This window comes from Comamonas sp. 7D-2 (assembly GCF_022749555.1).
In the GTDB taxonomy this organism is placed as follows: domain Bacteria; phylum Pseudomonadota; class Gammaproteobacteria; order Burkholderiales; family Burkholderiaceae_C; genus Comamonas; species Comamonas thiooxydans.
On sequence record NZ_CP094238.1, the window covers coordinates 161,291 to 174,079 of the forward strand.

The window sequence follows — 12,789 nt, forward strand, 5'->3', positions numbered from 1 at the left end:
ATGAACCCAAGCCCATTTCGTCTCAGCATTGTGTCGGGCGCGCCGCTGCTGGCGGCGGCCGTGCTGATGCTGGGCGGGTGCTCTCCGTCTCAGGATGCTGCCTCCGTGATCACGCCGGCTGCAGCCCAGATCAAGCCTCAAAGCCAGGTAGCCGTTGCGCGGGGCAAGATCGACGTAGAAGGTGGTCTGCTCGATCTCTCCTCGGCCGCATCGGGCGTGGTGCAGCAATTGCTGGTCAAGGAAGGCCAGAGCGTACAGAAAGGCCAGCCGGTGCTGCGTCTCGCGGATGATGCGGCGCGTGCCGATCTGGCCGTAGTGGAGTCCGAACTGCTGCTGGCGCAGACCAAACTCAAGACGCGCCAGGATCGCCTGCCCGCGCTCAAGGCCACGCTGACGCGCTGGCAGGCTGCTGCCAAACAGGGGGCAGCGGATCTGCAAAGCGTGGACGAAGCCGTGCAGGCCCTGCGTGATGCGCAGTCCGAAGTGGATATTGCGGCTGCAGAAGTCACGGTCGCCAAGCGCAAGGCCGAGCAGTTGAGGGCTCTGCTGCAGCGCCACGAGCTGCGTGCGCCCGAAGCCGCAGTCGTGGTGCGTCTGCAGGCACAGGGCGGCAGCATGCTGCAAAGCGGCAGTCCGGTGGCGGTGCTGCTGCCCAAGCGCCCCTTTATCGTGCGTGCCGAAGTCAACGAAAGCTTTGTGACGGCGATTCGCGAAGGCATGAAGGCCCTGGTGACGGTGGACGCAGACGGCAGCGCTGCCCGCCAGGAGTTTCCCGCTGCGACCGTGCTGCGAATCAGCCCCGTCTACGGCACGGCCAGGCTGCAGGACGATGCACAGCGTGGCCCGGTAAGAGTTGTGGAATGCGTGCTGGCATTTGACCAGCCGCCCGCCAATGTCAAGGTCGGTCAGAACGTGAGGGTCAGTTTCCATGAATAAGCGCATTCAGATTTGCCCGTCGCCGGCAGGGACAGCTTCGGCCGGCTGGATGGTGCAAAGCGATTTCGACGGCACCATCAGCCTGCTGGACGTGACCGATACCCTGCTCAACCGCTTTGGCAAGCCGGGCTGGCAGGAGCTGGAGGACGCCTGGGAGCGTGGCGAGATCGGCTCGCGCGAATGCATGAAGGGGCAGGTGGCCCTGCTGGACATGAGCGAGGTCGAGCTGCAGAACCATCTGGACAGCATCGAGATCGATGAGCACTTTGCCGGCTTCGTGGCCGAGGCCGGGCTGCATGGTATCAAGGTGCAGGTCGTCAGCGACGGCATTGACTATGCGATTCGCCATGTGCTCGCACGCCATGGCCTCGGGGATCTGGAAGTCATCGCCAACCATCTGGTTCAGACGGGCGAGCGCAGCTGGCGACTGGATTCGCCCTGGGCCAGCAATCGCTGTACACGGGCCAGCGGCAACTGCAAGTGCGAACGTCTGGCCGAGCAGCAGGCCGTCCATGGGCGGGTGCTCTATATCGGCGACAGCACGTCGGACTTCTGCGTTTCCGGCAAGGCGGATTTCGTGCTGGCCAAGTACAAGCTCATCGACTATTGCGAGAGCCAGGGGATTGCCCATGCGCGCTTCGAGCATTTTGCGCAGGCCACCCAGTTGCTGGAGCAAGTCATCTTCGGCATGGAGCAGACTGCATGAATGCCTCTGATGGATTTGGGTTGCTGCAGCAGCCGGATTTGCAGCAGCTGTGTGTGACGTCGCATGAATTCGTCATGCCCGGCGAAGGCAGCAATGCCCGCACGGGCGTGCTGCTGATCCATGGCCTGACCGGCACGCCGGCCGAGATGCGCCTGCTCGCCAAAGGTCTGAACAAGCAGGGTTTCACGGTCTACGGGGTGCAGCTCGCAGGACATTGCGGCAGCATGGAGGACTTGGTGGCTGCCCGCTGGACGGACTGGCTGGCAAGTGTGGAGTCGGGTCTGCAGCGCTTCTTGCAGCATGTGGACCATATGGTGGTTGGCGGTCTATCCATGGGGGCGCTGCTGTCGCTGGCCGTGGCCGAGCGCCATCCCGACAAGGTGGCGGGCGTCTGCGCGCTGTCCACCACCTTCCGCTATGACGGCTGGAGCATTCCGGCCTATACCAAGCTGGCGTTCCTGCTGCCGCTTTTTCGCCTGCTGGGCATTGGCCGCAACAGTGTCTTCATGGAGGCCCCACCCTACGGCATCAAGGACGAGGCCCTGCGCGCGCGCGTGGTCGAGCAGATGAACAGCGGCGACAGCTCTGCCGCAGGCCTGCCTGGCAATCCCTGGTGGAGCGTCATCGAGCTGCGCGCCCTGTCCGCGAATGTGCAGGCCGGACTGGCGCAGCTGCGCTCGCCCTGTCTGGTCATTCATGCCCGGGAAGACGATATTTCCTCGGTCAGCAATGCCCACGATATCCAGCGCGGCGCGGTCAACGCCCATGTCGACCTGGTGCTGCTGGACAATTGCTATCACATGATCACCATCGACCGCGAGCGCCGCACAGTGATTGCCAAGCTCAACGAGTTCATCGCGCGCATCGCCAGCTCGGCGGCGCCTGCCAGGGGTGCGAATGGGTAGTGATCTCTCGCCCCTGGTGGTGACGCTGTGGATACTCAATGTGCTGGTGGACAGCGGGGGGCAGTTGGCCTTCAAGGCCGCGGCCAGCGAGCCGGGGCATCGCAATGGCACGGAGCGCTGGCGCTTCATGCTGGCCAGGCCCTGGCTGTGGGTGGGCATTGCCTGCTATGTGGCGGAGTTTCTGGTCTGGCTGGCGTTTCTGTCGCTGGTGCCGCTGTCGGACGGGGTGCTGCTGGGCTCGATCAACATCGTCGCCATCATGATTCTGGGGCGGGTGCTGTTTCGCGAAAAGCTCGCGCCCATGCGCGTGGCCGGCATCGTGCTGGTGTCCGTAGGCGTGGCCATCGTTGGATTGCACTGAGGGCCGTCGGCTATGAAGCGTTTTTACATTGTCGGCTTTCTGGTACTCATGGCCTTTGACACGCTGGCGCAGCTCAGCTTCAAGCAGGCCGGTGATTCCGCACTGCCGCTGGAGTTCTCCACCGGCTGGCTGCTGCGCGTGTTCAGCCAGCCCTGGATCTACGGTGCATTCGTTGGCTACATCGGTGCCTTTTTCACCTGGATGAGCCTGCTCAAGCACGCTCCCATCGGCCCGGCATTCGCGGCCTCGCATCTGGAGATCATCTCGGTGCTGGCGATCTCGTACTGGCTGTTCAACGAGCCCATTGGCTGGCCGCAGATCATTGGCTGTCTGTTCATCGTGGCCGGCATCATGTGCCTGGCGGTGAGCGAGAAGCCAGAGGCAGAGCAGGCCGCCTGAGATGCGCCAGCCCACAGTGCCGCCAACGGCAGGACTGCCACTGCAGCTCGGCGATCTCTGGCCCTCGGGTGCGGGCAGCCTGGCAGGACAGCTGGCCGCATGGCTGGGCGTGGAGGCTGTGCAGCTCGAATGCTCGGGAACCTCGGCCCTGATGGTGGCATTGCGAAGCCTCAAGACCCTCAGTCCGGGGCGCAGCGAGGTCGTTGCACCGGCCTATACCTGTCCGCTGGTGGCGCTGGCGATTGCGCAGTGCGGGCTGCAGCTGCGCCTGTGCGATCTGCGCGCCGACGCGTTGGACATGGACCCTGTCTGCCTGCAGCGCCTGTGCAGCGACCGGACGCTGGCCGTGCTGCCCACGCATCTGTGCGGGCGTGTGGCAGAGGTGGACGCCGCCCTGCAATGCGCGCGCGCCGTGGGCGCCTATGTGATCGAGGATGCCGCCCAGGCGCTGGGAGCGCGCAGCGACGCAGCTTCGGTGGGCCTCAAAGGCGATATCGGCTTTTTCAGCCTGGCCGTCGGCAAGGGGTTGAGCACCTTTGAAGGTGGCGTGCTGATGGCGCGCGAGCCTTCCATGCGTGCTGCGCTGAGCGCAGCTGGCGCCGCCACCCGGTTCAGCCTGTGGTGGGAGCTGCGCCGCAGCATCGAGCTGCTGGGCTATGCCATGCTCTACCGGCCCTCGGGTCTGCGCATGGCCTATGGCAAGCCGCTGGAGAAATCATTGTCGCGTGGTGACTGGGTAGAGGCCGCAGGCGATGACTTCGACGATCTCATTCCCCAGCACAGTCTGGGGCGCTGGCGCCAGAGCGTGGGGGCCAGGGCATTGCGACGGCTGGAGGGGTTTCAGCAGCAAGCATCCGGGCAGGCCGGCCTGCGCATCGCTCAGTTGCAGGCTCGCGGGCTGGAAGTGGTGCAGGATGCCGTGCCCCGGGCGCAGGGCGTGTGGCCGGTGATCCTGCTGCGCATGCCGAGCCAGCAGGCCAGGGATGCCGTGCTGCGCGCGCATTGGGGCGGTGGCTGTGGTCTGTCTCTGCCCTTTGTCCATGTGCTGCCCGACTATGGCCGCTACGACCATGTGCTGGGTGCTGCACGCGACGACGCGGTCAGCCAGGCGCGCGACTGGGCGCAGCGCTTGCTCGCCATCAGCAATAGCCCATGGCTGGATGACGAGCGCTTTGCGGATTTGCTGGACACGCTGGCAGCACGCTGATACGCCTACGCCTGCAATCTGTCTGCAATAACGATATAGAAATCCATTCGTTCTGTTTTCGCCGGCTCGTTTCTACACTGAACTTGAACGGACTGCATGGCCTGTTGCCCCGCAGATCAAGGCACAAGGAGTGGTGAAAATGGGAGTAGGAAAACGCTCAAGGCAAGCGCTGTCAAGCGCGGCGGGGGCCTGCCAGCACGATGTGGATGTTCTGGTTATCGGCGCTGGACCAGCAGGGGCATGGGCTGCCATCAGCGCAGCCAGCCAGGGGGCAAACGTGCTGCTGGTCGACAAGGGATATTGCGGAACATCGGGCGCAACTGCACCTTCGGGCTGCGGCGTTTGGCATGTCGACAATACCGGGGATTTGCGTGAGAAAGCCAAAGCCAGTCGTTACACCATGGGGGGCATGCTGGCCGAGCAGGCATGGATGGATCGGGTGCTGGAGCAGACCTGGAACAACATCGAGCTGTTGACTGAATGGGGCTACCCGTTCCCTGTCGATGTGGAAGGCAAGCTGCGGCGCAACTCCCTGCAGGGCCCTGAATATATGCGTTTGATGCGCAAGCAGGTCAAGGCTGCCGGCGTACGTATTCTTGACCATAGCCCGGCGCTGGAATTGCTCGTGGATGACGCTGGCACGGTATGCGGCGCAACAGGTGTGCGCAGGCAAGCCGAAGATACCTGGGTTGTGCGTGCAAGTGCAACCATCATTGCCACCGGTGGCTGCGCTTTCCTTAGCCGCGCGCTGGGCTGCAATGTGCTGACCGGTGATGGATACCTGATGGCCGCCGAGGTGGGGGCACAGCTCTCGGGCATGGAATTCTCCAATGCCTATGGGCTGGGGCCGGCGTTCTCTTCGGTCACCAAGTCACTGTTCTACAACTGGGCCAGTTTTTACTATGCAAACGGCTCGCTGATCGAGGGTGCAGGGTCTTCGCGCGGGCGCAGCATCATTGCGCAGACGTTGCAGACACAGCCTGTTTTTGCGCGCTTGGATAAAGCCGATGCGAGCATTCAGGCATGGATGCGCACGGCACAGCCCAACTTCTTTGTCTCGTTTGACCGCAAAGGCATCAACCCTTTTCATGAAATGTTCCCGGTCAGCTTGCGGCTGGAAGGAACGGTGCGTGGCACTGGCGGTCTGAATGTGGTGGATGCCGACTGTGCAACCTCCGTGGCCGGGCTGTACGCTGCAGGCGATGCAGCAACGCGCGAGCTGATCTGCGGTGGCTTTACCGGAGGCGGCAGTCATAACGCAGCCTGGGCGCTCTCTTCGGGATTCTGGGCTGGTGCCGGCGCTGCGCGCTTTGCCTTGCATAACCCGATGAAATCACGGCAGCTTTACCGCGCTGGCAGTCCAGGTCTTGAGGAGCAGGGTCAAGCTCGGCTGGACAGCAGTCAGCTGATTCAAGCGGTACAGGCCGAAGTCTTCCCGTACGAGCGCAACTGGAATCGCCAATCCGATGAGTTGCAGCAGTCTCTGCAGAACCTTGATGCCTTGTGGCTGCGCCTGCGTACTGGTGTGCAGTTCCAGTCCATCGAAGAGCGCCTGCGCCTGAGGGAGGCAACTGCCATGCTGGCTACCTCGCGATGGATGTACCGAAGTGCTTTGCAGCGTACCGAAACCCGGGGCATGCATCGCCGTCGCGATCATCAAGAATTGGACCCTGGCCAGAGACATCGATTGATTTCTGGCGGCCTTGATGAAGTCTGGGTGCGTCGTCAGCGGGTCAAAGAAGTGCCGTCTTCCGAAGGAGTGCTCGCATGATCGAAATCATCAGTTCAGAGCGTTGCACCGGCTGCAATATCTGCGTCCATGCCTGTCCTACCAATGTGTTCGACATGGTCAAAGGGCAGGCTCCGCGCATTGCCCGGCAAAGCGATTGCCAGACTTGCTTTATGTGCGAGCTGTATTGCCCTGAGGACGCCTTGTATGTTGCACCGATGGCAGATGCTGCTGCCCATGTTGATGAGCTCGCGCCTGCCACGCAAGCTTTGCTGGGCAGCTATCGCGCCTCCGTTGGTTGGGGCAAAGGTCGCCAATCTACCGCGGCACTGGATGCCAGCTACGAGCTGCTGGCGCGTGCTCATTAGAAATTTAGTCATCCATGTCAGAACATGAAATCCGTTTGTCGGAAGCAGGCTCTTGTGCCGCTTTCAATCGTCGTCGATGGCTGCTTGGCGCTTTGGCGGCAAGCATTCCCATGCTGGGTGAAGCGCAGTCTCAAAGCGCGGCGCAGACCTTGCGTATCGGCTATATCGGTCCTGGAAAGAAGCCTGCTTATGCCACGGGCTGGGCGCTGCAGCAGGGCATCTTGCAGCGGGAGCTGAGCACGTTGGGCTTCTCGCAGGTCGTGACCCGTGTGTTTCCCAATGGACCGGACTTGAATGAAGCATTCATTGCCGACCATCTGGACATCGGCATCTATGGCGACACACCCGCAGTGGTCGCTCATGCGCAAGGCTTTCAAGGTAAGTTGCTGGGTTTTGATTGCGTGGGCATGAACACCTGGCTGCTGACGCCCAAGGCTGGCATCAAGACGGTGGAGGAGCTCAAGGGCAAAGTCGTTGGCGTGGCTCTGGGCTCATACATGCACCGCTTTGTGCTGGGTCTGCTCAGGCAGCATGGTTTGAGCGGCAGGGTCAAGGTGGTGCATATGCTGCCGCGCGACGGTGCACCGGCGCTGGAGCGTGGGGATGTAGCTGCGTTTGCCGCACCTATCAATATGGGGCCGTTGCTGGCGCAGCAAGGCTTTCCGGTTCTGGCAGAGGCTGCGCAATATCCGACGCTGCTGGGCACATCGGTCATTGTGATTTCTCCCAAACTGCTTGCGAGGTTGCCGCAATTTCCTGCTACCTGGGGCCGTGCACGCAGCATTGCCCTGGGGGAGATTCGTAGCGACAGCGCAGCGTATCTGGCGTTTCATGCCGAGGCCAGCGGTTTCCCGGTGCCTGCGGTCAAAGCCTCTGTGGCATTGAGCAATCTGCCCGCTCAGGCCTATCCGGAGCAAGGCTTGCATTTGATCTCCGAGGCCAAACGCTTCCTGCTCAATGAAAAGCTGGTGCGCAAGGATTTTTCCGTTGAGAGCTGGAGGATTCCCGGGTTTTCATGAGCTTTTCTTCTGACAAGATCATTGGAGTCAAGCGATATTTGCCCTTGCTTCAGTGGGATCTGTCATCGCGGAGACTCTGCATTTCTGTCCGGATTCCCTGGCTTTCAGTGCTGTCTCACGCTCGGCGATATAGCTGCGCGTGAGCGGTACGGCATCCTGTCTGCGCGCCAGCTGAACCTGGAAGATGGCGATGTCCTGATAGCGGAACGCGGTCTCCGACATGGACAGATAGAACTCCCACATGCGGCAGAAGCGCTCGTCATACAGGGCTGCGGCTTCGGCACGGCGTGCCATGAAACGCTCGCGCCACAGGCGCAGGGTCTGGGCATAGTGCAGGCGCAGCACCTCGATATCGCAGATCACCAGCCCCGTGCGCTCTATGGCCGGCGTGAACTCCGACATCGACGGAATATGGCCTCCGGGAAAGATGTAGCGCTCAATCCAGGGATTGTTGAAGTCGGGCACATCGCTGTTGCCGATGAAGTGCAGCAGCATCACGCCGTCCTCGCTGAGCAGCTCATGGCATTTGCGGAAGAAGGCGTCATGGAATCTCGTGCCCACATGCTCGAACATGCCGACGGAGACAATGCGCTCGAACGGCCCATGTGTTTCGCGATTCATGTCGCGGTAGTCTTCCAGTCGGTACTCCAGCCGCTCGCCATGGATGGATTGCGAGGCCCTGGACTGCGCGCCGGCCAGTTGCTCCGTGGACAGCGTGATGCCTGTGACATGGCCGGCACCGCCCACCTCGGCCAGATAGCGCGAGAGACCGCCCCAGCCGCAGCCGATATCGAGCACGCGCTGGCCTGGCTCGATCAGCAGCTTGGCGGCGATATGGCGCTTCTTGGCCAGCTGTGCCGTTTCCAGGTCTTCGTTGCCCTGCTCGAAATAGGCGCAGGAGTACTGGCGCTCGCTGTCGAGAAACAGCTGATAGAGCCGGTCGTCCAGATCGTAGTGATGCGCCACGTTGGCACGCGATTTGCCGCGCAGATTGTTCTGCAGCAAGGGCCGCAGCTTCATGCGCCAGGCATCGAGCAGGCGCACCGTGGCGCTGACGGGCACCTGCCTGGCGCCGCGCAGCACCAGCTCCAGTACGTCATAGACCGTGCCTTGCTCGACCAGCAGGCGCTGCTGCATGAACAGCTCGCCAAAGTTGAGGTCGGGGTCGCGCAGCAGCGCAAGGACGGCACGTCTGTCGGCAAAGCGCAGGCGCGCCTGAGGCTGGCCGCCGTCGCCGAAGATCAGCGCCTTTCCTGAAGGAGTGATGACTTCGAGCCGTCCCGTGGTGACCAGAGGTGCAAATGCCTGTTGCAGCAATTTTTCGGTCAACCGATCCAGCATGTCAGCTCCTTGAAGCGAAGTGTTGAAAAGTGGCCGGTGAAATCGCTCTAACTCGTGCTGCTGAGCGCTATGCGCTGTATCAGCCGCTGGTTCAATGCATGCTGCCCGGCCTGCCAGCCGGCCAGCGTAGCAGCGTCAATCTGTGTGTCCTGGCCGTCGCCTGCGCTCATCAGTCGCTTCCACCAGGTGCCATAGTGCCATGACGACACGTCGCCCGTGATGTCACTGCCCGCGATCTGTCCGCGCAGCGCATCGATCAGCTGCACGGCCTGCTCTTCCAGCATCCGGCCCTGGTCCCAGTTGGTGCGCACGACTTCGGCGGCGAACACATCCTTGTCTATGCTCAGATACGTGTCCTGCGGCCAGTCATGCAGATGGCTGGACAGCGCCTGTACCAGCTCCGAGATATTGGCAAAGCTGCGAAACGCCTTGCCCGCGCCCAGGCGCCGGGCCCAGCCGGTGTCCACGCCGCAGCTCCAGTAGGTGAGCTTGCCGGCGCGCAGCGGCCGCAGATAGTTCTCCCAGGCGTGGGCCGAGCCAATGTCCTGCGAGGTAATGCCTGCCACATGGACCTGCGACACGGCCGGGTGCATGGCCACGCGTCGCACCCAGGAGCCGCAGTGCACACCCCAGGGAAAGCGCATATTGTCCGGGTGGTTGTCCAGCACCACCACGCGCAGCGGATGCTTGGCGCTGAAGCCCTTCTGGGCAATGCAGCGCTCGATCAGCGGCCAGCTCAGATGGTGAAAGTCGCCGCTGCCCATGAGCACGGTACCGTGCTGCGCGGGCAGCTGCTCCTGCATGGCCTGGGTGAAGCGCCTGAAGCTGCGCAGGCCGCAGCCAAAGCGCACCAGCTCCTGCCACTGGGCGAGCGCAAGCCGCTTCTCCTGGAGCAGCGGGCCTACCGATTCATCGACATCCAGCACCACAGGTGTTTGTTGCATCATGCCTTGTCACTCCACTGGCGATCGCTTTCAAACAGACCGGAGAAGCGCCGGCCCAAGGCGCGCAGCAAGGGGTTGCGGATGAAGACCAGATGCTGCGTCATGGTGAAGCTGGCGCCGAGCTGGGCCTTGACTTCCGGGTCGGTCCAGCCCGCTACATAGTGGGACAGGCCCCGCTCCAGTGCGTATTCAAGATTGACCATCCAGCTCACGAAATAGAGATTCGCTTCGCGCGCTGCGGGGTAGGACAGGCCTATGTATTTGTCGATCAACCTGCCGTCATGCTCGAAGCACAGATTCCAGCCCAGCAGCGCATCGCTTTGCCGATCCCGGTATTCGAACACGATGCCGCCGTTGTCCTCATCGCGCAGCAGGCCGGCCAGGAAGGCGCGAGAGAGTTTGTCGAAATGGATCTCGCTTTGCGCATACACCGCCTCGAACAAGGCGTAGTAGGCGTCGATCCGGTTCTCGTCGGCAAAGGCCGCACCGGTCGGCAGGCGGCGAATGTCAAGCTCGGCACGGCTCTTGAGCTTGCGCCTGAGGCTGCTGCGGCGGTTCTTGGACAGGCCGGCCAGATACTCGTCCGTGCTGGCAAAGCCAAGAGGTACATAGGCCAGTGCTTGGCCTTCGAGCGTCACAAAGCCTTGCTCGGCCAGTGCCTGGGACAAGGCCTTGGCAAAGTCGTTGTCGCTGGCGCTCAGAAGGGGTGATGCCTGCGGCAGATCCTTGACGATGGTGAGCATGGTCCGGCCCGCCACGGCGCGCAGCTGCCGCGCCAGCGTGGCCGCATCCACGCCCTGGGGCAGGGGCGCATACTCGCTGACCGTGCTGCCGATGAAGTCCGTCTTCAGCCTGAGCCTGGAGCTCAGAAAGCGCCCGCCCGGCAAGGACAGAAGACGCGCCTTGAGCGCGTCATCTGCGGTGGTCAGCAAATCGAAGGGGGCGGTGAATGCTGGCGCCGGCCATTCCTTCAGCAAGGCAAAGCCTTCTGGAGGATGGTTGGTGAACTGCTGCAGCAAGCCACTGGGTTCGAGCTGGTTGCGGAAATTTTCCGTCGCCATTTCGCCTTTTTGTAGTCGGTTGTGATGGCGCCTGAGTGTGTCTGCAGCGCAGAAAACTGGCACAACCCAAGCAAGAGACAGCGAGCAAGACCTGGGCGGCCCCCGCCGCCGCACAGCGAGGCTGTCGTCCCCCTCCCGAAGACAGAGGGGAAAGCGGCGGGGCCGCCTAGGCAAAGCCGCTCAGGGCGGTTACGCCTTTTTAGCCTTGCTCAGCAACTGATCCAGCAGCACCATGGCTTCGTCGATCTCGCTGCGCGAAATCATCAGCGAAGGCGCGAAGGTGATCACGTTCTTGTAGTAGCCGCCCACGTCCAGCACCAGGCCGCGCTTCTGGCCCTGGTATTCCAGGCCGCCTTCGAGGCCGATGTCCACCATCTTGTCCAGCAGCGCCTTGTTGGGCGTGAAGCCGTCCTCGGTGCAGATTTCGGCGCGCAGCGCCAGGCCCAGGCCGTCCACATCGCCGATTTCCTTGTGGCGCTTTTGCAGCTCCTTGAGGCCTTCGAGGAAGTAGGCACCCGATTCGCGCACCTGACGGCCGAAGTCCATCTCGTGGGTCATCTTCATGACTTCCAGGCCCAGGGCCGTACCCAGCGGGTTGGAGGCAAAGGTGGAATGGGTGGATCCGGGCGGGAACACCGTGGGGTTGATCAGCTCTTCGCGTGCCCACAGGCCGGACAGCGCATTCAGACCATTGGTCAGTGCCTTGGCAAACACCAGTACATCGGGCTTGATGCCGAAGTTTTCCACCGACCACAGCGTGCCGGTACGCCAGAAGCCCATCTGGATTTCGTCGACCACCATCAGCACGCCGTGATCGTCCAGCACCTTCTTCAGACCCTTGAAGAAGTTGGGAGGAGGAACCACGTAGCCGCCCGTGCCCTGAATGGGTTCCACGTAGAAGGCCGCGTATTCGCACTGGTTGGTCTTGGGGTCCCAGACCGCGTGGTATTCGTTCTCGAACTTGCGCGCGAATTCGCGCACGATCTGGTCCGCATACTCCTCGGACGTCATGCCCTTGGGACGGCGGAAGGGGTAGGGGAAGGGGATGAACTGCGCGCGGTCGCTGAAGTGGCCGAAACGGCGGCGGTAGCGGTAGCTGGAGGTGATCGAGGACGCGCCCAGCGTACGGCCGTGGTAGCCGCCTTCGAACGCGAACATCAGGCTCTTGCCGCCGCTGGCGTTGCGCACGACCTTCAGCGAGTCCTCGATGGCTTGCGCGCCGCCCACGTTGAAGTGCACGCGGCCGTCGTGGCCCCATTTGCGCTTGGCGTCTTCAGCAATGAACTTGGCCAGTTCGATCTTGGTGGGGTGCAGATACTGGCTGGCCACCTGGGGCAGCTCCTGCAGCTGCTCGATCATCTTGGCCTCAAGACGCTTGTTCTTGTAGCCGAAGTTGACGGCCGAATACCACATCTGCAGATCGAGGTAGGACGTGCCTGCATCGTCGTACATATAGCTGCCTTCGCAGCCCGTGAAGATCTTGGGAGGATTGACGTAGTGGACGGTGTCGCCAAACGAGCAGTATTTGGCTTCGTCAGCCAGCAATTGGGCAGTATTGATCACAGCAGAAAGCGCTCCGCAAAAATGGATTCAGTCAACGGTATGCGGCAGCAGTGTGCGTTTGCAATATTTCCGGGCTGTCGAGCATTTGTGTGGGAATTGTGGAGAGCTCTGCGTCGGCCGATTTTCAGCGCCGCAAATGGCGGCGACAGATGTCCGGGCGCGCGCAGCTGCCTGCAGCAGCTTGCCCGGCCCTGTTCAAAGTACGGGGCGCGGCTCGCTGCCGCTCGTCGAGGCGGCGTCCAGACCGCTG

13 protein-coding genes are annotated in these 12,789 nt (G+C 62.3%); 9 read left to right on the forward strand and 4 right to left on the reverse strand.

The features are described 5' to 3' along the window. The 9 genes from MPZ60_RS00705 (at position 1) to MPZ60_RS00745 (ending at position 7,630) form a co-directional block, all read left to right on the forward strand. Positions 1-936 carry an HlyD family secretion protein gene (locus MPZ60_RS00705; protein WP_034351332.1) on the forward strand — a complete coding sequence of 312 codons (936 nt, stop codon included), beginning with the start codon at positions 1-3 and terminating at the stop codon, positions 934-936. Further along, positions 929-1,642 carry an MtnX-like HAD-IB family phosphatase gene (locus MPZ60_RS00710; RefSeq protein WP_034351334.1) on the forward strand — a complete coding sequence of 238 codons (714 nt, stop codon included), beginning with the start codon at positions 929-931 and terminating at the stop codon, positions 1,640-1,642. Before MPZ60_RS00705 ends, MPZ60_RS00710 begins: the two co-directional genes overlap by 8 nt. Then, entirely contained in the window at positions 1,639-2,547 is a 909-nt protein-coding gene (locus MPZ60_RS00715; protein ID WP_034351337.1) for a carboxylesterase, read from the forward strand. The genes MPZ60_RS00710 and MPZ60_RS00715 overlap by 4 nt, the downstream gene beginning before the upstream one ends. Continuing rightward, positions 2,540-2,908 (forward strand): EamA family transporter, encoded by a 369-nt coding sequence (locus MPZ60_RS00720; protein WP_003069552.1) that lies wholly within the window; start codon positions 2,540-2,542, stop codon positions 2,906-2,908. The genes MPZ60_RS00715 and MPZ60_RS00720 overlap by 8 nt, the downstream gene beginning before the upstream one ends. A 12-nt stretch (positions 2,909-2,920) precedes the next feature. Beyond that, complete coding sequence (locus MPZ60_RS00725; RefSeq protein ID WP_003069549.1) at positions 2,921-3,307, forward strand: multidrug efflux SMR transporter; 387 nt, start codon at positions 2,921-2,923, stop codon at positions 3,305-3,307. 1 nt (position 3,308) lies between these two features. Then, complete coding sequence (locus MPZ60_RS00730; RefSeq protein ID WP_034351339.1) at positions 3,309-4,514, forward strand: DegT/DnrJ/EryC1/StrS family aminotransferase; 1,206 nt, start codon at positions 3,309-3,311, stop codon at positions 4,512-4,514. A 139-nt stretch (positions 4,515-4,653) separates the two neighbouring features. Beyond that, on the forward strand, positions 4,654-6,285 hold the full coding sequence (locus MPZ60_RS00735) for an FAD-dependent oxidoreductase (RefSeq protein WP_034351340.1): 1,632 nt from the start codon (positions 4,654-4,656) through the stop codon (positions 6,283-6,285). Beyond that, the gene (locus tag MPZ60_RS00740; protein ID WP_034351341.1) at positions 6,282-6,611 is read left to right on the forward strand and encodes a ferredoxin family protein; all 330 of its coding nucleotides are present in this window, start codon (positions 6,282-6,284) and stop codon (positions 6,609-6,611) included. The genes MPZ60_RS00735 and MPZ60_RS00740 overlap by 4 nt, the downstream gene beginning before the upstream one ends. A 14-nt stretch (positions 6,612-6,625) precedes the next feature. Next, positions 6,626-7,630, forward strand: coding sequence for an ABC transporter substrate-binding protein (locus MPZ60_RS00745; RefSeq protein WP_034351343.1), 1,005 nt, complete (start codon positions 6,626-6,628; stop codon positions 7,628-7,630). 27 nt (positions 7,631-7,657) lie between these two features. On the opposite strand, the gene MPZ60_RS00750 is transcribed toward MPZ60_RS00745, so the two are convergent. From MPZ60_RS00750 to MPZ60_RS00765, 4 genes are all read right to left on the reverse strand, one after another. Next, positions 7,658-8,971, reverse strand: coding sequence for a cyclopropane-fatty-acyl-phospholipid synthase family protein (locus tag MPZ60_RS00750; protein WP_034351345.1), 1,314 nt, complete (start codon positions 8,969-8,971; stop codon positions 7,658-7,660). Positions 8,972-9,018: 47 nt separating this feature from the next. Then, complete coding sequence (locus tag MPZ60_RS00755; RefSeq protein ID WP_080746056.1) at positions 9,019-9,918, reverse strand: hypothetical protein; 900 nt, start codon at positions 9,916-9,918, stop codon at positions 9,019-9,021. Next, positions 9,915-10,976 carry a peptidogalycan biosysnthesis protein gene (locus MPZ60_RS00760; protein ID WP_034351347.1) on the reverse strand — a complete coding sequence of 354 codons (1,062 nt, stop codon included), beginning with the start codon at positions 10,974-10,976 and terminating at the stop codon, positions 9,915-9,917. The genes MPZ60_RS00755 and MPZ60_RS00760 overlap by 4 nt, the downstream gene beginning before the upstream one ends. 189 nt (positions 10,977-11,165) lie before the next feature. Next, on the reverse strand, positions 11,166-12,539 hold the full coding sequence (locus tag MPZ60_RS00765) for an aspartate aminotransferase family protein (RefSeq protein ID WP_034351349.1): 1,374 nt from the start codon (positions 12,537-12,539) through the stop codon (positions 11,166-11,168). Positions 12,540-12,789: the final 250 nt, after the last annotated feature.